The organism is Jujubicoccus corallicola, assembly GCF_047345645.1.
GTDB lineage: Bacteria > Pseudomonadota > Alphaproteobacteria > Rhodobacterales > Rhodobacteraceae > JBLEFH01.
In genome coordinates, this window is record NZ_JBLEFH010000001.1 from 37,185 (window position 1) to 62,858 (window position 25,674).

At 58.4% G+C, this 25,674-nt stretch carries 27 protein-coding genes; 10 read left to right on the plus strand and 17 right to left on the minus strand.

Annotated features, from left to right (window positions below; all coding sequences use genetic code 11):
• Nucleotide 1: 1 nt before the first annotated feature.
• Nucleotides 2–964 carry a TAXI family TRAP transporter solute-binding subunit gene (locus ACMA5I_RS00170; RefSeq protein WP_525884195.1) on the minus strand — a complete coding sequence of 321 codons (963 nt, stop codon included), beginning with the start codon at nucleotides 962–964 and terminating at the stop codon, nucleotides 2–4.
• Between the two features lie 94 nt (nucleotides 965–1,058).
• On the opposite strand from ACMA5I_RS00170, the gene ACMA5I_RS00175 reads away from it, so the two are divergent.
• Nucleotides 1,059–1,958: a LysR substrate-binding domain-containing protein gene (locus tag ACMA5I_RS00175; RefSeq protein ID WP_525884196.1), complete on the plus strand. Its 900-nt coding sequence runs from the start codon at nucleotides 1,059–1,061 to the stop codon at nucleotides 1,956–1,958.
• 23 nt (nucleotides 1,959–1,981) lie between these two features.
• On the opposite strand, the gene ACMA5I_RS00180 is transcribed toward ACMA5I_RS00175, so the two are convergent.
• The 10 genes from ACMA5I_RS00180 to ACMA5I_RS00225 form a co-directional block, all read right to left on the minus strand.
• The gene (locus tag ACMA5I_RS00180) at nucleotides 1,982–2,926 is read right to left on the minus strand and encodes an SMP-30/gluconolactonase/LRE family protein (RefSeq protein WP_525884197.1); all 945 of its coding nucleotides are present in this window, start codon (nucleotides 2,924–2,926) and stop codon (nucleotides 1,982–1,984) included.
• A 5-nt stretch (nucleotides 2,927–2,931) separates the two neighbouring features.
• Entirely contained in the window at nucleotides 2,932–4,224 is a 1,293-nt protein-coding gene (locus ACMA5I_RS00185) for a TRAP transporter large permease (protein WP_525884198.1), read from the minus strand.
• Nucleotides 4,224–4,736: a TRAP transporter small permease gene (locus tag ACMA5I_RS00190; RefSeq protein ID WP_525884199.1), complete on the minus strand. Its 513-nt coding sequence runs from the start codon at nucleotides 4,734–4,736 to the stop codon at nucleotides 4,224–4,226. Before ACMA5I_RS00190 ends, ACMA5I_RS00185 begins: the two co-directional genes overlap by 1 nt.
• Before the next feature lie 7 nt (nucleotides 4,737–4,743).
• A complete protein-coding gene (gene dctP / locus ACMA5I_RS00195) occupies nucleotides 4,744–5,718 on the minus strand; it encodes a TRAP transporter substrate-binding protein DctP (RefSeq protein ID WP_525884200.1) in 975 nt (324 codons plus the stop codon).
• 62 nt (nucleotides 5,719–5,780) lie between these two features.
• A complete protein-coding gene (locus tag ACMA5I_RS00200) occupies nucleotides 5,781–6,797 on the minus strand; it encodes an MBL fold metallo-hydrolase (protein ID WP_525884201.1) in 1,017 nt (338 codons plus the stop codon).
• A 119-nt stretch (nucleotides 6,798–6,916) separates the two neighbouring features.
• On the minus strand, nucleotides 6,917–8,422 hold the full coding sequence (locus ACMA5I_RS00205; protein ID WP_525884202.1) for a tripartite tricarboxylate transporter permease: 1,506 nt from the start codon (nucleotides 8,420–8,422) through the stop codon (nucleotides 6,917–6,919).
• A gap of 7 nt (nucleotides 8,423–8,429) precedes the next feature.
• Complete coding sequence (locus ACMA5I_RS00210) at nucleotides 8,430–8,891, minus strand: tripartite tricarboxylate transporter TctB family protein (RefSeq protein ID WP_525884203.1); 462 nt, start codon at nucleotides 8,889–8,891, stop codon at nucleotides 8,430–8,432.
• 63 nt (nucleotides 8,892–8,954) lie between these two features.
• Nucleotides 8,955–9,908 carry a Bug family tripartite tricarboxylate transporter substrate binding protein gene (locus tag ACMA5I_RS00215; RefSeq protein ID WP_525884204.1) on the minus strand — a complete coding sequence of 318 codons (954 nt, stop codon included), beginning with the start codon at nucleotides 9,906–9,908 and terminating at the stop codon, nucleotides 8,955–8,957.
• 26 nt (nucleotides 9,909–9,934) lie between these two features.
• Nucleotides 9,935–10,609: an RraA family protein gene (locus tag ACMA5I_RS00220; protein ID WP_525884205.1), complete on the minus strand. Its 675-nt coding sequence runs from the start codon at nucleotides 10,607–10,609 to the stop codon at nucleotides 9,935–9,937.
• On the minus strand, nucleotides 10,610–11,620 hold the full coding sequence (locus ACMA5I_RS00225; RefSeq protein WP_525884206.1) for a hydroxyacid dehydrogenase: 1,011 nt from the start codon (nucleotides 11,618–11,620) through the stop codon (nucleotides 10,610–10,612).
• Nucleotides 11,621–11,798: 178 nt separating this feature from the next.
• Between ACMA5I_RS00225 and ACMA5I_RS00230 the strand changes: the two genes are divergently transcribed.
• A complete protein-coding gene (locus tag ACMA5I_RS00230) occupies nucleotides 11,799–12,683 on the plus strand; it encodes a LysR substrate-binding domain-containing protein (protein WP_525884207.1) in 885 nt (294 codons plus the stop codon).
• 51 nt (nucleotides 12,684–12,734) lie between these two features.
• Here ACMA5I_RS00230 and ACMA5I_RS00235 read toward each other — a convergent pair whose 3' ends face one another.
• Nucleotides 12,735–13,847 carry an iron-containing alcohol dehydrogenase gene (locus ACMA5I_RS00235; protein WP_525884208.1) on the minus strand — a complete coding sequence of 371 codons (1,113 nt, stop codon included), beginning with the start codon at nucleotides 13,845–13,847 and terminating at the stop codon, nucleotides 12,735–12,737.
• Between the two features lie 263 nt (nucleotides 13,848–14,110).
• Between ACMA5I_RS00235 and ACMA5I_RS00240 the strand changes: the two genes are divergently transcribed.
• From ACMA5I_RS00240 to pdxA, 6 genes are all read left to right on the plus strand, one after another.
• Nucleotides 14,111–14,563 carry a tripartite tricarboxylate transporter TctB family protein gene (locus ACMA5I_RS00240; RefSeq protein ID WP_525884209.1) on the plus strand — a complete coding sequence of 151 codons (453 nt, stop codon included), beginning with the start codon at nucleotides 14,111–14,113 and terminating at the stop codon, nucleotides 14,561–14,563.
• Between the two features lie 32 nt (nucleotides 14,564–14,595).
• The gene (locus tag ACMA5I_RS00245) at nucleotides 14,596–15,549 is read left to right on the plus strand and encodes a Bug family tripartite tricarboxylate transporter substrate binding protein (protein ID WP_525884210.1); all 954 of its coding nucleotides are present in this window, start codon (nucleotides 14,596–14,598) and stop codon (nucleotides 15,547–15,549) included.
• A gap of 131 nt (nucleotides 15,550–15,680) precedes the next feature.
• Nucleotides 15,681–17,126, plus strand: coding sequence for a tripartite tricarboxylate transporter permease (locus tag ACMA5I_RS00250; RefSeq protein WP_525884211.1), 1,446 nt, complete (start codon nucleotides 15,681–15,683; stop codon nucleotides 17,124–17,126).
• A 3-nt stretch (nucleotides 17,127–17,129) separates the two neighbouring features.
• Nucleotides 17,130–18,014 carry a dihydrodipicolinate synthase family protein gene (locus ACMA5I_RS00255; protein WP_525884212.1) on the plus strand — a complete coding sequence of 295 codons (885 nt, stop codon included), beginning with the start codon at nucleotides 17,130–17,132 and terminating at the stop codon, nucleotides 18,012–18,014.
• Complete coding sequence (locus ACMA5I_RS00260) at nucleotides 18,014–18,967, plus strand: phosphoglycerate dehydrogenase (RefSeq protein WP_525884213.1); 954 nt, start codon at nucleotides 18,014–18,016, stop codon at nucleotides 18,965–18,967. Before ACMA5I_RS00255 ends, ACMA5I_RS00260 begins: the two co-directional genes overlap by 1 nt.
• A gap of 13 nt (nucleotides 18,968–18,980) precedes the next feature.
• Nucleotides 18,981–19,961, plus strand: a complete 981-nt coding sequence (gene pdxA, locus ACMA5I_RS00265; protein WP_525884214.1) for a 4-hydroxythreonine-4-phosphate dehydrogenase PdxA — start codon at nucleotides 18,981–18,983, stop codon at nucleotides 19,959–19,961.
• Nucleotides 19,962–19,965: 4 nt separating this feature from the next.
• Here pdxA and ACMA5I_RS00270 read toward each other — a convergent pair whose 3' ends face one another.
• From ACMA5I_RS00270 to ACMA5I_RS00280, 3 genes are all read right to left on the minus strand, one after another.
• Nucleotides 19,966–20,697: a FadR/GntR family transcriptional regulator gene (locus tag ACMA5I_RS00270; protein ID WP_525884215.1), complete on the minus strand. Its 732-nt coding sequence runs from the start codon at nucleotides 20,695–20,697 to the stop codon at nucleotides 19,966–19,968.
• Entirely contained in the window at nucleotides 20,690–21,727 is a 1,038-nt protein-coding gene (locus ACMA5I_RS00275; protein ID WP_525884216.1) for a four-carbon acid sugar kinase family protein, read from the minus strand. The genes ACMA5I_RS00270 and ACMA5I_RS00275 overlap by 8 nt, the downstream gene beginning before the upstream one ends.
• A 349-nt stretch (nucleotides 21,728–22,076) precedes the next feature.
• Nucleotides 22,077–22,598 (minus strand): CBS domain-containing protein, encoded by a 522-nt coding sequence (locus ACMA5I_RS00280; protein ID WP_525884217.1) that lies wholly within the window; start codon nucleotides 22,596–22,598, stop codon nucleotides 22,077–22,079.
• 77 nt (nucleotides 22,599–22,675) lie between these two features.
• Between ACMA5I_RS00280 and ACMA5I_RS00285 the strand changes: the two genes are divergently transcribed.
• Entirely contained in the window at nucleotides 22,676–22,858 is a 183-nt protein-coding gene (locus tag ACMA5I_RS00285; RefSeq protein WP_525884218.1) for a hypothetical protein, read from the plus strand.
• A gap of 5 nt (nucleotides 22,859–22,863) precedes the next feature.
• Here the strand turns inward: ACMA5I_RS00285 and nqrM are convergent, their stop codons facing one another.
• Together nqrM and ACMA5I_RS00295 are read right to left on the minus strand one after the other, a co-directional pair.
• Nucleotides 22,864–23,103, minus strand: coding sequence for a (Na+)-NQR maturation NqrM (gene nqrM / locus ACMA5I_RS00290; RefSeq protein WP_525884219.1), 240 nt, complete (start codon nucleotides 23,101–23,103; stop codon nucleotides 22,864–22,866).
• A 24-nt stretch (nucleotides 23,104–23,127) separates the two neighbouring features.
• Nucleotides 23,128–24,156 carry an FAD:protein FMN transferase gene (locus tag ACMA5I_RS00295; protein WP_525884220.1) on the minus strand — a complete coding sequence of 343 codons (1,029 nt, stop codon included), beginning with the start codon at nucleotides 24,154–24,156 and terminating at the stop codon, nucleotides 23,128–23,130.
• Between the two features lie 174 nt (nucleotides 24,157–24,330).
• Between ACMA5I_RS00295 and ACMA5I_RS00300 the strand changes: the two genes are divergently transcribed.
• Entirely contained in the window at nucleotides 24,331–25,674 is a 1,344-nt protein-coding gene (locus ACMA5I_RS00300) for a Na(+)-translocating NADH-quinone reductase subunit A (protein WP_525884221.1), read from the plus strand.

Sequence of the window (25,674 nt, forward strand, 5' to 3'; positions counted from 1 at the left end):
GTCAGTCCTGCGGCTGAAGTTTTTCGGGAAGGTCGAAGCCGTTTTCCTCGAACCAACGCGCCGCGCCCGGATGCAGCGGGATCGTGCCATATTCGAGGGTCATTTCGGCCAGATCGTCTTCTTTCAGGCTCGCCATCGCGTTGGCCTGCGCTGTTTCGTCGGCCATGATTGCCGCGACGATGTTGTAGGCGGTTTCCTCATCCATCGTGGACGGTGCGCCGACACCGACACCGAAACTCCATGTCGTATAGGCCGGAATGCCATCCGCTGCGCCCTCGGGCACATCAATGACCGAAATATCCGGCATCTCCTGGCGCAGAGTCTCCGCCTGTTCCGGCGTCAGACCCAGAACATCAATGTCGGTCGATGTGGCGATATCCATAGTCGAGCCATCAAGTTTCATGCCCGAGCCCGACTTCACATAGGCCGCGACGCGGTTGTCCTTGATCGCGCCGACGATATCGGTGGTCGATCCGCGCACATAGTCGCCCGAGAGGCCGAGGGTTTCAAACACAGCTTCGGTGGTCGACTCCGTCGCCGAGCCGCGGATGCCCGGATTGAAGCGGACGGATTGCAGCCCTTCGAGGCTATCGACGCCTGCATCGGCGCGCACGATCACGTTTTGCGGGGCGTTGGTGTAGACCCAAAGCAACCGCAGATCCTGGGCATTGTCTTCGAATTCATGCGTTCCGGCAAAGGCGTGTTGCGCTGTGTTTGTGGTGACGAGCCCGAGATCGACCTGATCGCGAGACATGCGGCGAATGTTGTCCATCGTTGCACCTGTCTCCACGACCGAGGCGGAAAAGCCGTCGACATTTTCATTGATCAATTGGCCGACGGCGACGAAGTAGCCGTAATGGCTCGACGACGCAGAGGTCGAGCCGATAAGAATATCCTGATCCTGCGCAAGGGCCGCCGTGGATAGAATGGTCGCGCTTGTCAGCGCCAAAAGTGCAGATTTCATGTTGTTCTCCCAAATCCGGCCTCTGTCGGGCCATGGCTTCAGGATGGGGTAGCAAAACCGTTGCGTGAAGTGCAATTTTGTTAATTATAGGTGCATGGAAAGCAATAATATCTCTTTGACCGACTTCAAGATCGTTGTGGCACTGCAGGAGACGGGATCATTTCGTGCTGCGGCAGACACACTTGGCCTCTCCCCATCCGCCTTGTCGCGCCACGTTGCCGGGCTGGAAAGCCGGTTGAATACGCGGCTGTTCGACCGGGACACCCGCAATGTCGCGCCAACCGCGCAAGGGGATGTTTTCGCGAATATTTCCAGGCGGATGATCAATGAAGCGCAGGACGCGCTCCGCGAATTCGATGCCTATATGTCGGCGCGATCGGGACGCCTCACGATCGCCGGGCTGCCCTCTGTGACCGCCGGTTTTCTTCCCGATATTCTCAAAGCCTTCGTCGCCAAATATCCGGATATCGACCTGCAAATCATCGACGCGCTTTCGGGCAGCGTCCTAGATGCTGTCGAGAGCGGAATCGCCGATGTAGGCTTCACCGCAGGCACCGTCACGACGCGCGAGCGACTCGACTTTCAGCCCATCATGAATGACGCCTTCGTCGCGGTCGGCCTCGCTGATGGGCCGCTCCAAGAGGATCGCGCTTTCAAATGGTCGGAACTCGTCGGCATGCCCTTCATCGCGATGGCCGGAGGGACGAGCGTGCGCGAACTTCTGAACGGCGCCTGCCTTCGTATAGGTGCCCAGCTCAACCCGCGGTTTGAGGTCTCGCATCTCGCCACCGCTGGCGCGTTGGTCTCGGCTGGCCTCGGCATCACCGCGCTGCCCACCCTGACGCTCCCCGTTCTCCAAATGGAAAGCCTCGTGACACGAGACATCGTCGATTTCGGCGCAACCCGCCGCATCGGCCTCGTCAGACGCGCCGGGCGCGCCCTCTCCCCCGCCGCCGCCGCCTTTTGCGATCTGGTGAAGCAGGCGAGGAGATAGAGCACCCGATCATCATGCATGTCTTACTGATGATGCGCGAACATCGGTGCGCCGGATATATTCAACTTCGCAGGCAATTCTGCGCGCAAAATGCTCCCGCTGTCAGATTCCGTAATATATAAAAACCGTCCATCATCCCCGCCAAACGCGCAATTTGTCGTTCCAAGCCCGCGCGGCGAGCGAATGATTGCAACCGGTCGCCCAAGATCGTCATGCACCCAAACGAGACCCATCCCTGTCTGGCACACCAACACACCGTTTTGCGACGTGAGCGCCAAACCATCGGGACCTGCGCGCCCCCCGGAGAATTGCAGAAATAGTCCCGCCTTATTCACCCGCCCGCTCGGCGAGATGGGTAGCCTCCAGACGGCGTTGGCGCGGGTGACCGCCAGAAACAGCACATGTTCATTCAGATCAAGCACCAAGCCGTTTGGACTTGGCACCTTATCTATGAGGCAGCGCAATGCGCCCGTCTCCGGCTCCCAGCGAAAGACTCGGCCGGAAGGATCATGTAGGCCAGTTTGCCCTTGGTCCGTGAAATAGAGCGCGCCATCCGCGCCGAAATGCAGATCATTGCAGCCCTTGAAACCTTCCGTGTCGCAATCCGCCAGCGCCGCCGAGACGGCGCCTGTGGCAGGATCAAGATGCACGATCCCGTTCTGGAAATCGGCGATGAAAATCCTGCCATCGGCGTGGATTTTCAGCCCGTTTGGTTGGCCATCATATTCCGCCATCTGGGTGATCTGCCCGCTCGGGTCCGCCCTGAAGATGCGCCCGAACGGGATATCGACAAACCACAGATTGCCATCGCGATCGAAAGACGGGCCTTCGATAAAGCTGTCCACAGTCGCGCCGCGCCGGTTCTTTTCGGCCCAGTAAGACGCCACGCCGGGCCGGCGCAATGCGGGAGGCAACTCTGCGAAAACCTCCGCGTCAATCACCACGGGATCTGGAAATGGATATGTCATAACGGTCATCCTATGGTGATGGAGGGCAGGTAAAGCGCGATTTGCGGGAAGGCGATCATCAACAGGATAAACAGCAGAATGATCGCAAAGAAGGGCAGCGTGCCCATGATCACATCCTCTACTTTCACCTCATCGGACGAGCTTGCGACGACGAAAAGGATGACACCTAGTGGCGGCGTAAGCTGGCCCAGTTCAACAAGGATCACAACAAAAACACCGAACCAGATCGGGTCGACGCCGAGAGCCGAAAGCGCTGGAAAGATGACCGGAACGATAATCGCAATCATTCCCAAGCCTTCCATGAAGCAGCCCAGAATGGCGAACACCACCATGATGATCAGCAGGAAGGCCGTGCGGGAGACATTTGCCTCCTCAAGATAGGTCACCAGTTCCTCACCGATTCCGGAGATCGCTGTGGCGTAGGCGAAGATCATTGAGGTGAAGACGATGAAGAGAATGTTGCCGCTCATTGAGACGGTGCGCGAGAGCGCGCCTTTCAGCAAATCGACGTTGAGGCGGCGATAGATCGCGGCGATGACGACCGCCCCGATCACACCGACCGCGCCCGCCTCGGTGGGCGTGGCGATGCCGCCATAGATGCTGCCCAGAACAACGATGATCAGAAGCAGGAAAGGAACGATATCGAGAAGCGCCGCTCCGAGTTCGGCAGGGGTGGATTTCGTCATATCTTTCGGCGCCAGATCGGCATTTATGGACGCGCGGAGCATGATGAACCCCATATACATCAGCGCCAGAACAATGCCCGGAATAAGCCCGGCCGCGAAAAGGCGCGCGATAGAGGTTTCTGTAAAGGTCGCATAAATAATCATGGTGATGGAGGGCGGGATGAGAATGCCGAGCGTTCCGCCCGCCGCGAGCGAGCCCGCAATCAGGCGGCGATTGTAGCCGCGCGCGGAGAGTTCGGGCAGCGCAACGGTGGACATCGCGGCTGCCGTGGGCGCACTGCCTCCCGAGATCGCAGCAAATATACCGCTTCCTGCAATATTGGTGTGCAAGAGCCCGCCGGGCAAACGCCGCATAAACGGCGCAACACCGTTATAGAGCCGCGTGCTGAGGCCCGACCCGAGAAGGATTTCGGCCATGAGAACAAAGAGCGGGATCGCGGCCAGTGTAAAGCTGTTGGCCGAGCCCCAACTGACGATACCGATTGCTTTCCATCCGCCAAAGCCTTGCAGCAGCCAGATGTAGAATAGGCCCGCACCGGCGACGGCGAACTGCACCCACATGCCGCCGAGAATAAGACCGATGAGCAGCCCAAATGCGAGGATAGCTTCCATTATTCATCTCCCTCGGTCGCACGGAATGTCAGTACGATTTGCTCGATCAGAAAGATCGCGATGAAGGCAAAGCCCGTTGGCATGAGGAATTGCGGGATCCAGAGCGGGGTGCGCAGCACAGTCGGCGCGAATTTCCCGCGATCCAGGGAACTGAGCATCACATCCGCGGTTTTCCAGACAAAAACGACGCACATGAGCAGTGCCGCCAGCGCGAATAGGCGGCGCAGCCAAGTCCGGACAGGTGGCGATAAAGCGTTGAACAGGAAATTTACTTGGAAAAGGGCGCCAGCACGCAGAGCAAGCGCCGCACCGAAAAAAGTCAGCATCACGACGAAATAGCCGGTGAGTTCCTCGGCAAAGCCCAGCGAGATATTCGCCGTGCTGCGCAGGAAAGCTTCGCCGCTGACGAGGATCACGAGGGCGACGAGAACGATCCCCGTCGCAATCTTGGTGATCTTCGCAAGAAGGTCAAAGAGCGGACCGGCCGAAGCCGGTCCTTTCACGTTGTGCATTTCCATCTCATTTACCAATCGCTTCACGCACCAGCGCCAGCGCCTCTTCATATTCCGGGCCGTTTTCGCTGGCCCAGCTTTCCCAGAACGGAGCGAGCTTCTCGCGCGCAGCTTCGGCATCACCTTCGGCGGCCTCGGTGATGGTCATGCCGGATTCGGCCTGCGCGGCTTTCTGCGCTTCCTCATCTTCAAGAAATTCCGCCGTGATCGAAGCGCCTTCTTCCGTCACGATGTCCTGCAAAGCTTGCTGGTCTTCCGCGCTCAACGCGTCGAAGGAGTCCGTATTCGCAATGATCATCGAGTTGCCGTAATTCACCGCAAACCGATAGTTATATGGCAGGAATTCATGCCAGTTCTTGGCGCCGCCCGCACTCGCGGTCAGAACACCGTCGATCACACCGCGCTCAAGCGAAGTAGGAACCTCGCTCCCCGAAAGCGTGATCGGGGCGCCTGCAAATTCCTCGACAAACTGGCCTTGCTCGGGCGAGGTGACGCGGATCTTGTGACCTGAAAGATCGTCGAGGCTGTCGATTTCGAAGGTGGTGAACAAAACCTGTTGCGGGTAGCGATAGCCGCCCAGCAGTGTGACGCCCTGTTCGGCGAAGGCTTCTGTCAGGATCGGCTCCATAGCCGCATAAGCCGCATCCCATTCCTCATCATTCTCGATCAGCATCGGCAGGCTCAGAACCCGCGCGATCGGCACATTGCCGGAGAAGAAGAAATCCGCAGCGAAATCGACAATTCCGTCGCCCACGGCCTGCGTAATGTCAGAGGACGCAATTTGCAGAGTCTTGCCAAGATGGATGGTGATCTCCAGCTCGCCGTCGGTTTCTTCCGCGACGCGTTCGCTGATCCGGTTCATCCCCTTCACTGCGGCGGTGGTCGATACGGCCGAATAGGTATAGCCGGTCCAGTTAGCGGCATTGGCGAGCCCCGCGGTCAGCGTGAGCGCGACGATGGATGTGAGGGTCGTGAGTTTCATGGTTGATTTCCTTTCGATGTTCAAAAGGGCGCCGCAACAGCGAAGCCCGAAGATTTTCGCGATTACTCTGCTGGCACCTGATCTGGCGCAAAACTGGCAAGCTGCGCGGCGACACAGTGGCGCAGCGCCGTCATGACCGATGCAACTCCGTCCGCGCCGATCACATAGGGATTGGGATCTCCGGCTGGCTGAGTCTCCAGCGCGTCGATCTTGGCCATGCTGTTATCGAGACCGGGATGGTTGGAGAGAAAGACGTCGATATCATCCGTGCTTGCCAGATCCGCAAGCCGGGCCTGTGCGTCCATCATCGACACAAAACGCTCGGCCACCGGCCCCCAGTTCAGACCGTTGCCGCCCCATATGACCGCCGTGTAGCTTTCATCACCGCTCTTCATCGGCACTATGGGGGAAATGGTTCCAGGCGTGTGGCCCGGAGTGACGATTATACGGATTTCGGTATCGCCCAAGGTGACGGTGTCACCATCCTGTACGGTTACGTCGCGCTCGGGTGCCGGACCCCAAAGCGCGTTGTCAAACTGAAGTTCAGGTTTTTCGAGCTCTTTCCAGTCAGCGTCAGACATGATGATGTCAGCGCCGTATTTCTCTTTGAGATAAACCGCGCCGCCATAGTGGTCACCATGTGAATGGGCAACAATGATTTTCTTGATGTCGGCCGGATCAAGTCCAAGCGCTGTCAGGCCGTCCTCAATGTAGGTTTTGGCCTCTTCTTCATTGTTGAGCGCATCGAAAAGGATGATCCCGTCCGATGTTTCTATCGCCCAGGCCGACACCCACCCGGTGCCAAGAAAATGAAGATTGTCGAAAATCGAATAGGGGCGCGGTTCACCTTTGCCGATAAGCTTTTCGAGTGGGTTGCCCCCCTCACTGCTGGGCGGCGTAAAGGACTTGCCGATATTGTTGCAGTTGCCCAGCACGTGACTGAAAGCATCCCCTGCGGCGTCCTGAGCTGCCGCAACATGCTGCGCCGAAAGATCTGGGTCAGCTTGCGCGAAACTCGGGCCTGCGTGGAGTGCAAGGCCGGTGGCAGCGAGCGCAAACGATTTGGTAGAGAATTTCATTCTTTCCTCCGTTACTTTTTGTGCCTTGGCTATCCAAAGTCTGTTTTGTGGTTTGGGTTTTTGGGCTCCCGCGGCCCCTGATCGAGCCGCGGGAGACGCCTTGTTGGCGGGGCCGCGTGTCAGCCCTCGCCCTCCTGCTTTTTGTTCCCAATGAGACGGCGCTTGATCGTCGGGCCGAACACGACCGCGAGGGTCAGCGCGATAAGCACCTGGCTCGTTGTGTTGGCAAACAGCGTCGTCCAGTCACCGCGGCCGATCCGCAGGGCGAGGCGCAGGTTTTCTTCGGCGAAGGCGCCGAGGATGAGGCCGAGCACCACAGGCGGGAGCGGGAAGTCGAGCTTGTCCATCACATAGCCGACCGCGCCGAAGCCGAGCATCATATAGACATCGAACATGCGGCCATGGATCGAGTAGACGCCGATCAGCATCAGCACGATGATGACCGAACCGAGCAGCGGGCGCGGCAACTTCAGCAGTTTGGCGAAGCTGTTGGTGGCCAGCGAGCCGCCGAGAAAGATCAGCAGGATCGCCCCGAAGAGGAACTGCCACATGAAGCCGAAAACGATATCGGGGTTGTCGCGGAAAAGCATGGGTCCCGGTTGCAGGCCGTGGATGAGCAAGCCCCCGAGCATGACGGCGGCCACCGCGGTGCCGGGGATGCCGAGCGTCAGGGCCGGGATCAGCGCCGAAGCGGTGTCCGCATTGTTGGCGGTTTCGGCGGCGGCGACGCCCTCGGGCTCGCCTTTGCCCCATGTTTCGGGGGTTTTGCTGGCACGGCGGGCCTCGTTATAGGACATGAAAGCCGCCATCGAGCCACCTGCACCGGGCAGGATCCCGATCCAGATACCAATGATCGACGAGCGGAGCCAGGTTTTCCAGAAGCGGAACATCCGTGGCAGGCTGCGCCAGATGGGGTCTGTGCCAAGATTTTCATTGGCATCATCGGTTTTCAGCGGGGTTCCGAGCAGGTCGATCACCGGCGGCAACGCATAGAGACCGACAAGAAGGATCACGATGTTGATCCCGTCGAGCAGTTCGAGCTGGCCAAAGGTGTAGCGGTCGGTGCCGTAGATCGGATCGGAGCCGACGACGGAGACAAAAACCCCGAAACAGGCGCTGATCAAACCTTTGACGACGCTTCCGCCGAGCAGGAAGATGATGCTGCAGAGGCCAAAGACGGCGACCCAGAAGACTTCCGCCGGGCCAAAGAGCAAGGTGACTTTGGAGAGTGGCGGCGCGAGCAGCATCAGCGCGAAGGCGCTGGCGATGCCGCCGAAGGCCGAGGAGACGACCGCGACTTGCAGGGCAAAACCGCCTTCGCCTTTTTGCGCCATCGGGTAGCCGTCGAAACTTGTTGCAACGGCTGCGGGCGTGCCGGGGATGCGCAACAGCACTGCGGGGACCGCGCCGCCATACATCGCGCCGTTGTAAATGCCCGCCATCAGGCCGAGGGCGACGAGCGGCTCAAGGCCAAAGGTGAATGGGACCAGCACCGAAATGGCCATAGTCGCGCTGAGGCCAGGCATCGCGCCGACGGTGATCCCAGCGATCACCCCGATAGCGACGGCCAAGAAATTCGAGAGCGACAGGACCTCGGGCAGAGCGTTGAGAAGATCTCCATACATAGCGGCCTCACAGGTTCCAGAGGCGGCCAGCAGGGAAATCCTGCGACATTGCCAGATTGAAAATGATGTAGATCCCGGCGACGACGATTGCCGTCGCGAGCGCCAGCCCTGCCGGACTGCGGAAGCCGAAGATATAGGCGACGAGCGGGACCGCGATGATCGTGCTGACGTAAAATCCGATAAAATCAACGCAGAGCGCGTAGCCGAGGATCAGAAGAAAGGCCCCGATCACGCGTTTGGGGGATGTGGTCACCGGGACGGCCGGCTCGCCCGCGGCGGCTTTGCGCTGATCACTGACCAGCATGGCCGCGCCGAGAAGAAGAAGACCGACAAGCATCGCGGCGGGCAGAAGCGCCGACATGGGTTGCATGAAGAAGGTCGGAACAAGAAACGCGGCGGCTGCGATTATGATGCCGATCGCCGTCAGTGTCTCGGCCCGGACCAGACGAGGTGTGTCAGGTTTGGACATGACTTCGGTTCCAATTCAATGAGGATGGCGGCGCGGCGTATAAGCCGCCGCGCCGGGAGCGGCTTACTGCCAGGGGCTTTCTTCCCAGACAGTTTCCGCCAGATCGAGAGTCTCGGCATTCAGCGCCTTGAAATCCTCACCGACGACCACCTCGGTCGGGTTCGCGGTTTCCTTCATGGCTGCCTGAAACTCTTCGTCCTGCTCCAGTTGCTGGAACGCTTCGAGAAGTTTCGCTTCCACATCCTCCGGCAAACCCGCCGGGGCGACAAATCCGCGCATGGAGCCGTTGATCAAATCGACACCCTGCTCCTGCAAAGTCGGAACGTCAGGCGCGAAATCGGAACGCTCTTCCTGCGCGACCCCCAGAACGTTGATCTCATCCTGAAAGCTGGCGACCTCGGAGATGTTCAGGATCCCCATGGCGACATGGCCGCCGAGCAGCGCCGTCCGCGCGGGCGCGGAGCCGCGAAACGGCACGATCGTAAACTCGGTTTCCGTCAGGTTTTGCAGCTTGTTGAGCGCAAAGTGATCGTCGCCGCCAAGGCTCGACATGCCGACGGTGATCGCACCCGGCTCGGCTTTCGCAGCTTCAAGCAGCTTGTCGATGGTATCGAGGCCGCTGCGTTTCGATGTCACGATGACGTTCGGATCATTCACGACATTGGCGAGATAGGCAAAGCTCTCCGCATCGTAATCCGCTTCGCGGTCGAGCGTGCGGGCCATCATGCCGGGCAGGTTATAGGTGCCGATGGTGTAGCCGTCCGGGTCGGACCCGGCGACTTCGGTCACCCCGATCTGGCCGCTCGCGCCCGGTGTATTTTTCACCACCACGCTGGCGCCATCGCCAAGATATTTCTCGATAAAGGGCGCCACGGTCCGCGCCATCACATCGGTCCCGCCGCCGGCGGAGAAGCCAACGATCACCTCAATCGGCTTCTCCGGATATTCGGCCGCCGCCGCGCTGGCGAACAGGACCATGGCACCGGTCAGCGCCGTCTTTTTCAAATTACCAAGCATGATATTCCTCCCTTTGCTTGTTTGACTTACAAAAACACGCAGCCACGCTCTTTCAGTGCGGCGTCTACCCAACTGCGGTCATTCGTTCCCTCGGCGATAGCTTGCATCTGACGCGTCTCCGCATCCTGCTTCGCTTGGGTTTTTTTCAAGATGTCCTGTGCATCGGCCTGCGGGATGGCGAGCACCCCGTCAGCATCACCGATCACGATGTCGCCCGGCGCGATAACCATGCCATCGAGGCTGATCGGCACGTTGATCTCGCCTGGCCCATCCTTATACGGGCCGCGATGCGTCACCCCGGCGGCATAGGTCGGCAGGTTTGTTTCGACAAAGGCGTCGAGATCGCGGATCGCCGCATTAAGGACAAATCCAGCAACGCCCTTTTTGACGGCATAAGCAAGCATCAACTCGCCCATAACTGCATTGGTAAGATCGCCGCCTGCATCGAGGACGATCACATCTCCCGGCTCTGCAAGATCGATTGCCTTATGCAGCATCAGATTGTCACCGGGGCGCGAGCGCACGGTTAGAGCCACACCCGCCATGCCACCCGATCTATGCAGGGGGCGCAAACTCGGCCCGCCCGCAAAGACGCGGGACATTGAGTCCGACACATTCGCGACCGGCAATTTGGCAAAAGCCGCAACCAGATCCTTCGAAGCCGCGCTTTCGCGCTGGCAAATTCGGAAGCCCACAGACATTTATTCCTCCCCTTTGAGCTTTGGCATCGCCGCGTCGGACAGGAGCGCACGGTTGGCGATCCGCTGCACGGCAATCGGTTCATTGTCGAGAATTTGGAAAATGCCGCGCACGGCTTCGACGCCAACGCGTCCGCCGGCCTCATGCGTCACACCGCCGATATGCGGCGTGACAACGATGCGCGGCTCCTTCCAGAACGGATGATCGGCGGCGGGTGGCTCCACGGCGAAAGAGTCGAGCCCGGCACCCGCAAGATGTTCGGACTGGATCGCTTCAAGCAGCGCCCTTTCGTCAATCAGCCCGCCGCGCGCGGTGTTGATAACATAGCCACCCTTTGGCATCTGCGCGATGGCATCGGCGTTGATGATTTCGCGCGTTTGATCGGTGAGCGGGCAATGCAGGCTGAGGAAATGGCTTTCACGCAGCAGCTCGCCAAGCGCCTCGCAGCGACGCACGCCGAGCGCTTCGAAAACATCGTCTTTCGCATAAGGATCATGCGCGATAACGTTGAGACCAAGGCCTTTGGCGATTCGCGCGGTTGCTTGCGCGATTGACCCCATCCCCAGAAGCCCGAGCGTCGAGCCCGCGATCTCCCTGCCTTGGAATCCAGCTTTTTCCCAACGGCCCGCACGCAGGCTTTCGTCAAGCGGAAGCACCCGCTTCACCGCTGTCAGCAACAGCGCAATCGCATGTTCCGCAACGGACACCGCATTCGCGCCCGTCGCGACAAGCACCGGAATATCGCGATCCGCCGCCGCCTTGAGGTCGATATTGTCCACCCCGACTCCATGTTTCGAGATCACCCGAAGCTGCGGCGCGTCGTCCATTACGCTCGCGTCGAGACGCCCCATTCGCGATACGACCCCGACAGCGCCCGTTTCCTTCAAATGTGTAGAAATCACATCGCTATCGGCATAAGCAGGCGTGTGAACCGTCTGATAGCCGCGATCCGCCACGAACTGCGCAGCGCGGGCATCAAGGTCTGGACCAGTGACGAGAATGGTTTTGCTCATCGCATATTTCTCCGTTCGCCCTGACAGCGCAGAGCGTGCAAATTTTTGTTGTCTATGAGCTTCCGCGACGGCCTCCCAACCGGCGGTGAACTCCTCCCGGAATAACGTTAAGAAAAAGATTTACTTAATAAAAGCGAATAATTATCATGTTTATATTAAGCAAAACTGGATTTAAGCGATGGATACCCGGCAACTTAAAACCCTCGTGGCGATTTCAAACCACGGAACCTTTGCGAAGGCGGCGGATATCGTCGGCCTGACCCCATCGGCAGTCAGTCAGCAAATTCATGCGCTTGAGCAGGAACTGAACACGCCGCTCTTCGAGCGCAAGTCGCGCCCGCCGAAGCTGACGCCCCATGGCTATCAGGTGTTGGAGATGGCCAAGAATATGCTGAAAATGGAGGATGATACCAAGGCGAGTCTGCGCGGAGACCGGATTTCAGGCACCCTGATGCTCGGCTCCGTACGCTCCAGCGCGCTGAATTTGCTCCCCAAGGCCATCGTCCGGATGCGCGAGCTTTACCCCGATTTGAAAGCGAATCTAAGGGTCTCGCTGTCCTCGACGCTCATCACAGACGTTTCCGCCGGGCGCCTCGACGCCGCGGTCGTCGCCGAGCATGTCGGCTTTCCATCGGCCCTGCGGTGGAGCCCCTTTCTGCGCGAACCGCTCTGGCTCATCGCCCCGAAAGGGACCGGAATTAGCGACCCGATTGCCTTGCTGAAAAGCCGGCCCTATATCCGCTTTCGCAGCACCGTCCCGCTCGCCAATCTCATCGACACCGAAATCTCGCGCCTTGGGGTCGTTCCGAATGACATCGCTGAGATCGACACCATCGGCTCCATCGTAACTTGCGTGCGGCAGGGTATGGGCGTCTCCGTCGTCCCCCATGTCGCTCTGCAGGAGCCGGAAGATCGCAAACTCACCCGCCTGCCTTTCGGCGAACCGCAAGTCACACGTCAGATCGGAATCGTTGAGCAGACGGTGTCGCCAAGGAGCGATATCATCGAGCGGTTACATGATGTGCTGGCCGATTTGAGCGGTGAATATGGTGTGAGGCGCTAGAAAACTTTGCTTTTCAGCATCCTTAAACATGTCGGCGCTCGCAAAGTCCTATCAATACGCGTCTTTATAAATCGCTTCGATATCCGCGAGCGACAAGTCGACGGGATTCCAGTCCAGCAAGCGGCGAATGCCGTGCGCTTCTTGTGCCATGGACGTCAGACTGTCCTCCTGAACGCCATGCGCCCGAAGCTGCATATCCAAGCCAAGGCCTTCGCAAAAGCCGAGCGCGGCGGTCTTGACCTCACGAGCGTCACTGAGCCCCAGACAATGCAGAACCTCTCGTGTCTTTTCCGCCACGGCGGGTTCATTCGCGGCAAGCACATGTGGAAAAATGAGCGCGTTAGCGATGCCATGAGGCAGCTTATACTGCGTGCCAAGCGGATAGCTGAGCGCATGACCTGCGGTCGTATTCACGGGACCAAGGCAAACGCCGCCATAGAGTGCCGCGAGGGCGAGACCCGCGCGGGCTTCCGCATCCTCCCTATCTTCGACGGCGCGGCGCAGGAAATGGCCGATCAGGCGGATCCCCTCGCGCGCATACATGTCTATGACAGGGTGTGCCCGTTTCGACGTGAACGCTTCAACGCAATGCGCCATCGCATCCACCCCCGTTGCTGCGGTGATTGCGGCTGGGACGGACATGGATAACTCAGGATCTACGATGGCCAGGTCAGCCAGCATATACGGGCTTTCCGTCGCGATCTTGTTGTTGCTTTGAGGATCCGTCACCAAGGCCCTCGCGCCGATCTCGGATCCCGTGCCGGCGGTGGTCGGAATTTGCACAAGTCCGACACCCCGCGCAGGCGCACGGTTAGGGCCTCTGATGTCGTCGAGCTGAAGGTCTCGCCCCCTGAGGATCGAGACCAGCTTTGCCAGATCCATTGCAGAGCCACCCCCGAAACCGATGACGACATCCGCGTCTTTCGCAGCGGCGACAGCATCTGCGAGATTCGCGACGCCCGGCTCTGGCTCAACGGCGCCGAAATGCGCGACCTCGCCAAGCCCGAGCAGGTCGAGACGCCCGGCATTAAAGGGATCCGCAACAACGAAGGGATGACGATATCCTTGGGCGTCGATCCACTCAGACAGCTTCGACAGAGTCCCGAAACCGAATTTGATGAGGGGCGGGAATCGTAAGTCGATGTTGTCTACCAGCGTGAGCATGGGCGAATCCTCTCCGAATATAGCGTTGGCTTTCCCAAGATGAGTCTATCTGAGCGTGATTTGTCAATTATTTTTACAATTATACCTCCAGAAATTTTGTGCTATTGAAGCCAATAATATGAGTTAAACATATGTTTTATGTGGAAATAATCCGTCTCCATCCACGCATTGACTCCTAATTAATTTTACTAATTGACAATTTAACGATATCCTTACAAGATGGCCACAAGCGGCGTGAAAAACAGCTGCGGGGAGGACAATCTATGCGTGTTTCTGAGCGAAACTCCGATATCTGGATCGGCGCCGGTCTGCTCGTCTTCTGCGCTCTGACGGCGTGGCGGACGACCTATATTGGCTCGGGATTCAGCACGAGTTTTACAGGTCCGTCATTTATCCCGTGGCTGATGATCGCCTTTCTCTTCTGTCTCGCGATTTTGCTTATCCTGCGAGCCCTGAAGCGTCCCGCTGGGGACGACAATATCGAGATGCCGTCGCGTGCGACATTGCTGGCTATGGGTGCCTTCGCGGTGCTGATGTTTGCCTACGCAGCCGCCTTCATGCCCCTCGGCTATCTGCCCGCAACCCTCGCAACTTTCATCATCGGTCTTTTGCTTTTGGGAGAGCGCAATTGGTTAATCGTGATCCTGTTTCCGATCGCAATGACGGCGGTCGTCTATTTCGGATTCACGCGCTTTCTCGGGGTTTGGTTGCCCTGATCCACACAGAACATGACAAGGGAGGACGTTAAATGTTCAAAAAACTGGTTCTGACCACAGCGGCCATTGCGGCCATGACAGGAACGGCTTGGGCCGATTATCCAGAGAGACCCATACAGGTTGTGGTCCCTTACTCGGCAGGGGGATCGACGGATCTGTCCATGCGGATCGTCGCGGACACGTTCGAGCGCCTTTTCGATGGGACGATGGTTGTGCGCAACCAGCCCGGCGGTGGCGGCGGTATCGGCTCCTCTGCGGCGCTGAACGCACGCGCGGATGGCTATACACTCGGGACCGGCGCACAGGGACCGCTGGTCATCAAGCCCCTTATCGGCGGAACCGACTATTCATTTGACGACGTTGAGTTTATCGGGCTCTACGCGCGGTCCTTGCAAGTCATGGTCGCTTGCGCAGATGCGCCGTTCAACGATTATGACGAGATGATCGCATACGCGGCTGAGTCGCCGATTCAGGTCGGCAACTCCGGTGCAGGTGGGGCGAACCAAATCTCGGCAGAAGCCTTCGCAGCTCGCGCAGAGATCGCGATTGAATCTGTTCCCTTTAACGGGTCTTCCGAAGCGCGGACCGCTTGTATCGGCGGCCATATCGACGCGATGGTTGCGTCCCCGGCAGAAGCCAAAGCCGCGTCAGACGCAGGGCAGATGACGCCGATCTTCGTCATGGAAGATGAGCGGATCGACCTTTTCCCGGACACACCAACAGCCGTTGAAAAAGGCGTCGATTTCACTTGGTCGTCCTGGAAAGGCGTGATTGCGCCCAAGGGCCTCGATGAAGAAGTTTTGGCCTTCCTTCGCGACGCCGTTGAGCAAATTGCGAATGACGAAGAATTTCGCCAGCAATTGACCGATATGGGTGAGCTCGTTGTCTATGAGGGGCCGGAAGAGTTTGAGGCGCGTGCGCGCTCTGAACTCGAAACATCCGAACAGGTTCTCGAAAACCTTGGCATGCTTGGCATGAACAACTGATAGCGCCGCGGCGCGTGTGACCTCACATGCGCCGCCTCTTCATTAACCGCGCCCGCCACAGGGCGCGGCCAAGATGATCCGAGGACGCTGTGGAAACTATCGCTTTTCTGACCCCGCTTTTTGAGCCTCAAGTGCTCTGGACGATCGCTCTTGGCACACTGGGCGGCCTGGTCATCGGCGCGCTGCCCGGCCTGACGGCGACCATGGGCGTCGCGCTCCTGATCCCGCTGACATTTGGAATGACCCCGGTGATGGGGCTGAACATGCTGATCGGGATCTATATCGGCGGCATCTATGGCGGCTGCGTCTCATCCATCTTGCTTCGGACCCCCGGCACGCCCGCTTCCGCTGCAACGGTGCTTGACGGTTATCCGATGGCTCAGCGCGGCGAAGCAGGCAAGGCGCTTGGAATGGCGACGATTGCCTCCACCATCGGAGGGCTCTTCGCCGCTATCGTTCTCGCTGCACTGGCGCCGCAACTCGCCGGGATCGCTCTTGAATTCGGCGCTTCGGAGTATTTTGCACTCGCTCTGTTTGGCCTGACGATCATCGCATCGCTGTCGGGAGACCTTCTGAAAGGCGCGATATCCGGCATTCTTGGCATTCTGATCTCCACCGTTGGGGCCGACCCGATTGCTGGCGTCATGCGCTATACCTTCGGCATTCAGGGCTTCGCATCGGGGTTTGCCTTCACACCCGCTCTGATCGGCCTTTTCGCCCTCTCAGAAGTCTTTACGCAGATGGAGCGGATTGCCTCTAATGAAGATCCCATCCGCGGCGTCACAGGCCGTTGGCCCTCAGGTCAGGACATGAAAGAAAGCCGAGGCGCATTCTTCCGCGGGTCGATTATCGGGACATTGATCGGCATTGTCCCCGGAACCGGCTCGGGAACCGCCTCATGGATCTCATATAACGAGACCCGCCGCGCCTCTAAGACACCCGAGAAATTCGGAACCGGCTATGCACCCGGCATCGCGGCCACCGAGTCCGCCAACAACGCCGTCTGCGCCGCCGCGCTGATCCCGCTGCTCGCGCTTGGCATTCCGGGGGACGTGGTGACCGCTGTTCTCATGGGCGGGCTGCTTATCCAAGGCCTTGCACCAGGCCCAATGCTTTTCCAAACGAATCCGGACGTTGTGATCGGCATCTTCGGCGGAACCTTCATCGCGACCATTTTTATGTTCATCTTCGGGATGGCGCTCATACCACTTTTCAGCCGCATCCTGATGATCCCGCGCCGGCTCTTGGCCATCTCCATCGTGATCTTCTGCTTCATCGGATCGTTCGCCATCAATCTGAACGTGGTTGATCTCTACACCATGGTCGGGTTCGGTGTGCTGGGCTGGGGGATGCACAAATTCGGCTTTAGCCAAGCGGCGCTCTGTATCGCGCTCATCCTCGGCCCGCTGTTGGAATCCAACCTGCGGCGCGGCCTTCAGCAGAGCAATGACAACGTGATCGCCTTCGTGTCGAGCCCGATCACCCTGCTGTTTCTCGCCCTGACCGCGCTATCCATCGCATGGCCGTTCATCGCGTCAGCCCGTGCGCGCAAGCGCTTCACCGAACCGAAGGAGTAAAAGATGGCTCAGAAAGAAGCCTTCGTCGCCCTCGTCACATGCTTCAACGATGACGAGACGCTGAATTACGAGGCCACGCGCAATCAGGTCCGCCGTCAGATTGATGCTGGCAACAACATCATGTGCGCTGGCACGAATGGTGATTTTTCCGCGCTGACTTTTGATGAAAAGGTTCGACTCACCGAAGAGGTGGTCGACGAGGTCGCTGGCCGGGCGAAGGTGATCGTGAATGCCGGAATGCCCGCGACTTATGAAACAATCCAGCTTGCCAAAGCGTTCGATAAAATTGGCGTTGACGGGATCGCTGTGATCACACCGTTTTTCATCGCTTGCACGCAAGACGGTCTGGTGCGGCATTTCACGGCGGTGGCTGATGCAGTGAACACGCCGATCTATCTCTATGACATTCCGCCACGGACGCAAAATCACATTGAGCCGGAGACCGCGCGTCGTCTTTCTGACCATCCGAATATCGCTGGCATCAAGGACTCCGGCGGGGCTCAGCAAACGCTTGAGGACTATATCGCGATCAGCAATGAGCAGGGCAGCTTCGACGTTTATTCGGGCCCCGATCACCTCGTTCACTGGGCCTTCCAGAATGGTGCAAAAGGCGCCATCTCCGGCCTCGGCAATGTCATGCCGCATGTGCTGGCCGATATTGTCACTTGCTTTAATGCGGGCGACGAGGAAGGCGCCGCAAAAGCGCAGGAAATATACGGGAATTTCCGCAAGGATCTTTATGGTCTGGGCTATCCGCCTGCGCTCGTGAAGCGTGCGCTCTGGGTGATGGACAATTCTGTCGGCGCATCGCGGCAACCGGCGCTTCTTCCAGATCCAGAGCAGGATCGTGCCATCGAGGCCATTCTCAAGAAATATGAGTTGATCTGATGAGCCTCATTGTCACGACCTCACCCGGTTTCGGAAAACACGGGCGCGTGCCGGAGGAAATTGAGCGCCGAGGCTGGGACCTCGTGCGCTGTGCCGATGCGAAAGAGGTTTGCGAGCATATCGGCCGCGCCGACGCGCTTGTGGTCGGATTGGTTTCGGTCAATGCTGAGACGTTACAGGGCGCAGAGCAATTGAAGGCCGTGGTCAAACATGGCGTTGGCGTGGACAATATTGACATTGCGGCCTGCAGCGAAGCCGGTCTTCCGGTTTGCAACACGCCCGGTGCCAATGCGGACGCGGTGGCGGAACTGGCAATCGGCATGATGTTCTCGATGGCTCGCTTCATTCCACAGGGCCACGCCTCCGTGACGAGCGGAGGTTGGGATCGTCAAGTCGGCACGCAGCTTGGCGGCAAAGTTCTCGGGATCGTCGGGCTTGGAAATATCGGTAAACGCCTTGCGATACTTGCCAAAGGCCTCGGTATGGCCGTGATCGCGACGGACAAATATCCCGACAAAGGTTTCGCGAAGGACCATGGCATCGAATTGCTATCATTCGAGGACGTGCTTGCCCGCGCGGACTACCTTTCACTGCATGTGTTTGGCGGCGAAGGGAACTCTGCCCTCATCAATCCACAGACTTTGGAGATGATGAAGCCCGGCGCGGCACTGATCAATCTGGCGCGCGGCGAAGTTGTTGATCTCGATGCTGTAGCCGATGCGCTGGAAAGCGGGCAGCTTGGGGCTGCGGCCATCGACGCCTATGTCTCAGAGCCTCCGGATATCAGCCATCCGGTCTTCAAGCATCCACGCGCGATTTTCACCCCGCATTCTGGCGCCGACACAATTGAGGCCGTCGAAAATGTCGGCCTCATGGTGATTGAAAGTCTTGATGCCGCGTTGAGCGGTAAACGTCCACCGCGTTGCCTCAACGCTGCCGCGCTGAACCCGTAAACCGGAGATCCTTATGACCCAGCAACCAATTGTCATCACTATGGGTGATCCGTCCGGTGTTGGCGCTGAAGTCACCGTGAAAGCGATGGCGACCCTCTCGCCCGAAGAACGCGCCCGCTACGCCGTAATCGGTGACCGGGATACCCTTGAGCGCGCGCTGGAGGCGACAAAGATTGACCTAGATTTGACCGAACCGGGCAGCGCGAAAAACGGCGCGTTGCAGGTTATTCATGTTCCTGTAGATGGGCTCCCCGGCAAGTTCGGCGTTCTTTCAGAGGCCTGCGGTGAAGCCAGTTTCCGGTATATCGAAAAAGCTGTGGAGCTTTGTCTCAACAAGGACGCGAAAGGGATCGTCACCGCACCGATCAACAAAGAGGCACTCAACGCGGCGGGACACCACTATGACGGCCATACGGGTATGTTGGCGCATCTCACCGGCAGTAAATCCTCGTGGATGCTTCTCGCCTCACCCACACTGAATGTGCTCCATGTGTCCACGCATGTCTCGCTCAAGGACGCGATTGAGCGCGCCACACCTGAGCGGATCTATGAAACGATCAAGACAGGGCACACGCACCTGAAACGGATGGGCATCGCTGAGCCGCGCATCGCCGTTGCCGGGATCAATCCTCACTGCGGTGAAAATGGTCTCTTCGGGAGAGAAGATGATATTCAGGTGATGCCGGGGGTCGAACGCGCGCAATCTGAGGGCATCAATGTGGTCGGCCCCATCTCGGCCGACACAGTGTATCACCGCGCCAACACCGGCGCCTTAGATCTGGTGATCGCGCAATATCACGATCAGGGTCATATCCCGATCAAGTTGATTGCCTTCGACACTGCGGTGAATGTCTCGCTCGGTCTCCCTCTCGACCGCTGTTCTGTCGATCACGGTACGGCTTTCGATATCGCTGGAACCGGGAAGGCGAACCACGAAAATATGCTTTCGGCGCTGAGCTATGCTGGGCAACTTGAGCAGAATACGCGCAGCTAGGGACCTATTTGGCGGATGCTCTCCGAAGATCGAGAAGACCGCCGCCAAATAGACGGTCGCGGGAATGCTTCAAATGCGCGTCCATGAGCTTGGAGGCTGCACCACTGTCGCGCGACGCAATCGCGTCATAAATGGCCGTATGCTCCTGAAGCACATCCTCAAGCGCTTTTGCGCCATCGGACATGAGCGAGTCACCATGAAGCTTCATGCCGACATAGATGTGCTCGCGGAGCGCTCGCATCGACGCTTCGAAATAATGGTTGTTTGAGGCCGACGCTATGGCGAGGTGAAAAGCGAAATCCGCATCTTCGCGATGCTGATGCGAATCCGTCGCAACGGCCAGAAGATCAAGCGCTTCACGGATATCGCGCAGTGCCGCCTCGTTATGGCGATCCGCAGCCAGCCATGCGGCCTCCGTTTCAAGGGTCAGCCGAAATTCATAACAGCGCTGAATATCGGCCAGCGTTTCGACTTTCGCAAAACCCACTGGCTTGTTCGCTTCCGGGCGCACAAAGCTTCCGGCCCCCTGGCGAGACACGATCAATCCCTCCTCACGCAGCCTTTCGAGGGCGATGCGCAAAACAGGGCGCGATGCCTTCAACTCCTCAGACAGCTTGATCTCCGGCGGAAGCCGTTCATTCTCCGCATATTCGCCACTCGTGATGCGACCTTTCAGGGAAAAGTAAACACGATCCGCAAGCTTGATCTTCGATTTGGTGGCTTCTGTTTTAGCCATGTATTCCCTTTTTCAATGCATCTTGGCCAGCAAGAGCTAAGACTTTTTTCAGCGTATCCTCAGCGCCAAATCCGCCTGATTTTGTAATCAACATCAGCGGACGTTTCAAACCGAGGACACGGGAGACCGGCAAACCCGGGAGAACCTCCCCGATGACCTGTAGGCTGTGCGCACCCAGTTCGGCCATGATCGCTGCTGCAGTTTCTCCGCCAGAGGCAACGAGCGTTTCAATATTCTGGGCTTCGATCCGCTGCGCAATACCTTTCGCGAAACGCGCGTTCGCCATGGTGCCATCAATCGCTTCGGTGCCTGCCGTCATCCGAATGATATTATTGTCTATACCCAAGTCCACGGCGCCATTTGGAGCAGACTCCACAGCCAACCCTTCGAGCTGCTTCAGCGTCACGGGATCGCGCGAGCCGATAGCCAAAAGGATGGGGGCAGGAATAGCGTCAAACAAAGCACTTTTTTCGCCGCCTGCGATCTTACGCGCCAGACCTTCCGCCAAACCTGCGGCTCCAACGAAAAGAGTATTGGTGGGTGCCTTGGCGATAATCTGATCAATATCCGCATCCGTTTGCGCGTCGGGAACAAGAGCGTCCGGGATTACACCCGAAACCGCGATCGGCTCATCAACGCCTTGGCCCAAAAGAAACTCGTCTTTCACAATACGGCCAAGCTTAGGAATGGCAGGACATAAAATAACTGGCTGCTTAGTTTTCCGGAGAACCGCAACCTCGGCAGCGATATGCCCCTTCATCCGACTGTCTATTTTTTTGAAAACCACGGCGTTTAAAAAACTAGGAGCAGTTTTTGAAACGTCAGAGATCAGGTCAATTGCTTGATCTTCGAGAAGTTCTCTAGAGTTGGTCGAGACAGCTAAAACGCTACTATTATTACTTCCAATCTCCTTGAGATGCGCCGGAGACGTAACTGCAATAACCTCAATTTCCCGACGCGCAAATCCAACTGCACTATCAAGCAAACCTGTTAAATCGTCTGAGACGATAACGACTTTAATTCGATCCATGTGCGGCTTCTAAAATCAACGATGTCAGGATCAATTTTAACTGTATGAGTGGGGCGAGGCAATTTGATAATTTGTAAACATCTTGTTGCTGACTGGAGACGCGTCGAGGTCGCTGGAAACGTGTGCTATTGGTTCGCTAGAAAACCCGGAAATAAATTTCGCAAAATTTTTATTATGCGGTGATTTAAGATCGAGTATCGTATTGTGGCAAAGAATTTCAAAGCGCAAGCGCATCTTTGATCGATTTTAATACCAGTCTTCTGAATTGAAATTTGGCGACAGAGTAGACTATGTTCACGCCAATCAAAACGTATTAGCGCAGACGGTTCCCCGCCCGCGCGATCTCACTTCACCCAACAATCAACTGCTTCATCTGCAGCGCTTCATATTCCAGCGCCGTCAGGCGATAATTCACCACATCGCCAATCGAGATCATGCCGATCAGGCCGCCGTCATCCACGACGGGGAGGTGGCGGAAGCGGCCGTTGGTCATTTTGCGCAGGACGTCCACCAGTGAATCCTTCGGCGTGCAGGTCTCGGGGTTTGGGGTCATCAGATCGCCGACGAGTTGCGGGAGGGTCTGGCCTGGCGTGTCGGCGAGGCGGCGGACGATGTCGCGTTCGGAGAGGATTCCGACCAGCTCGCCCTGCGGGTTCTTCACCAGAAGCGCGCCGATTTTCTTGTCGCGCAGCACTTCGACGGCCTTGCTGACCTTCTCATCGGGCTGGATCCAGAAGACATTTGCCTCTTTGCCCTCCAGCACATGGGACACCGTCGCCTCGGCGACGGAGAGATTGGTGCCGACGGACTGGCTGCTGGTTTTCTTCGAGGCATCGTCGCCGCGGGTATGCGGTTTGTAAGACGCAGGCATGGTGTGTCCCTCCTTGATTGGCTAAGACAAGCTTAGTGCAATCCGCGCATGAGTAAATAGCTACAGAGGGGCCCGCCTTGCCCGATTTCACGCTCACACCGATCACCGCCACGATTTTTTTCGTGATCGCCTGTCTGTCGGGCTATCGCTATCGGCGGGTGTGGAAGGCCGAGGGGCCGCGCTGGCAGCTTTGGCTCTTCGGGGTGATCGCGGCGAGCCTTTTGCTGCTGCTCGCGCTGGTGCCGCTTCGCACGGGGTAGGCGTGTCAGGCGCGTTCGCGTTCCATCTCTTCAAGCATCTTTCGTGCGCGGGGGCATTTCAGACGCTCGCGAAGTGGGCTGTCCGGGTCGATGTCCTGTTTGCAGACCAGACATTTATCCGCATCGGCAATGGCATTAAGCCCGCCGCAGCTCCCTTTGATGGTGCGCCCGTTGAGAATGACGCCAAGCGCCATGCCCAGCATCACCAGAAGCAGAAACCCAAAGGTTAAAAGAAAGGTCGCCATATCGGCCCCCTTTGCCTGTCGCGTTTAGGCCTGAAGCGCCGTGAACTGGTCGCTGGCCGATGTCGTGAACCCATTATGGGCATTCGCGTCGCTGCGATCAATGAAGAGCGCCGCAAGGTTGCGCTGATTGGCAACCTCAAGTCCGCGGTCGCGGCCCATGACGAGAAGGGCGGTGGCCCATGCGTCGGCCAGCATCGCGTTTTCGGCCAGAACGGTCACGGATGCGGTGCTGTGCGTCACCGGGCGGCCCGTGGTCGCGTCGATGATATGCGAATAGCGCTGGCCTTCGTAATCAAAGAAATTGCGGTAATCGCCCGAGGTCGCCATGCCGAGATTCGACAGATCAACCACTTGCTGCACGTTGCGGTCATAGGCTTCGGGGGTCTCGATCCCGATATGCCAGGGCTGGCCATCCGGGTTCTTGCCCGCCGTGTAGAGATCGCCGCCGATTTCGACCATGTAGTCCTTGATGCCGAAATCCTTCATGGCGCGGGCCACCTGATCGACGCCGAAGCCTTTGCCGATGGCGGAGAGGTAAATTTCCGCATTCGGGTTCAGTTTTTGCAGCGCCGAGTCGCTCACGCGCAGCGATTCGGCCTGACCGCAGCAGGCCATCGCATCGGCGATTTCGGCGTCGGTCGGCATGGTGCTGCGGGTCTGGCCCGCGCCGAAACCCCAGAGGTCGATGAGTGGGCCGACGGTCACATCGAAGCGGCCATCGCTGGCCATATTCACATCCTGCGCGGCCTTCATCACATGGGCCAGCTCGGGCGAGACGCGCATCGGCGACGCACCGGTCGACGCGTTGAATTTGGAAATCTCGGAGCCCGAATCCCAGTTGGACATCTGAGTGTTAACCGCTGCGAGGCGCGTATTCACCGCCGCCTGAAGATCCGCCTTGGCGACATCCTTGCTGTGGTCCACCGCGATGACATTATAGGTCGTGCCCATGGTCAGCCCGCTAAGCTCAAGAACGGACCATCCCTTCTTACAGGCTGCCAGCGCGAGCGGCATGGCGAGGAAGGTGCGGCGAGAAAAAAGCAGCGGGGTCATAACGGGCTATCTCCGGATAAAGATGCTGTATATGTTCAACAACGAGACATTCAGCTTCTGCGGGAGTTTGACCGGTGATTCAACATTAAATTCGAAAAAATTCCGCGGAAGCCCTTCCAAAAAGCGCTTTCAAAACGCATAAGACAAGGCGGAAAATGGTCAGGACGAAATGACGTGCAGCAATTTACGTTGAAGAAAGGCCTTGATGTTCCCGTAACGGGCGCACCGCAGGGCGGCATCGAAGACGGCGCAACGGTCAAGACTGTCGCCGTGCTTGGGCAGGACTATATCGGGCTGAAGCCGCGATTGTCGGTTCAGGAGGGGGATGAGATCGCCGCAGGGGCGCCGATCTTTGCCCATAAAGATACGCCCGAAGTCTTTGTAACTGCACCGGTTTCTGGCCGGATCAAGGCGATTAACCGCGGCGCACGCCGGGTGCTGGTCAGCGTGGAGATTGAGGTCGATCCAAGCGCGGCAGAGCCGGTGGATTTCTCCGATGTGGGCGATGCAAATACCCCCGAAGGGCTGGCAGAACGCCTCTGCGCTTCGGGGCTCTGGACCTCTTTCCGCACACGTCCTTATTCCAAGGTGCCTGCGCCCGACACCCGCCCGGCGGCCATCTATGTCGCAGCGATGGATACGGAACCATTGGCCGGCGATGCAGCCCAGATCATCGCTGCGGACAGCGCGGCATTTCGTCGCGGAATCGAGGCGATCACCCTGCTGACCGACGGCAATGTCTATCTTTGTCATGAGACCGGTGCGGATGTGCCGGGCAGCGATGTGAACGGTGTCGTCGCGGCGGGCTTCTCCGGCCCGCATCCGGCGGGTCTTGCCGGAACGCATATGCATTTTCTGGAGCCGCCGAGCGCGAGCAAGATCGTCTGGACCATCGGCTATCACGATGTGATCACTATCGGAAAACTGCTGGAGACCGGCAAACTGGACTCCTCCCGCGTGGTCGCGATCACCGGTCCGCTCTGCAAGCGCCCGCGTCTTGTGCGCACGGTCGCGGGGGCCTCGATGGCCGATCTTTGCGCCGACAGCCTGAACACCGATGAGCCGATCCGCATGATCTCCGGCTCCATCCTCAGCGGCCATATGGGCGAGGGGGAAACCGGCTATCTGGGCCGCTACGCGCGCCAGATCACGCTGATCAAGGAAGATCACGAGCAGATCCCGATGGGCTGGATCCGCCCCATGCCGTCGAAATATGCGTTCCAGCCGGTGCTGGGGTCCGCCTTTGCGCAAAAGCTCTATGGGCTGACCTCGAACCTCAATGGCGGGCGCCGCGCCATGGTGCCGCTCGGCACCTTCGAAGAGCTGATGCCGCAGGATTTTCTGCCGACGCAGCTCTTGCGCGCGCTGCTGGTCATGGATACCGACACGGCGCAAGCGCTTGGCGCGCTGGAGCTGGACGAGGAAGATGTCGCCCTCTGCGGCTTTGCCTGCCCGGCCAAATATGAATACGGCATCGCGCTTCGCGATAGCCTCACCAAGATCGAGAAGGAGGGGTAA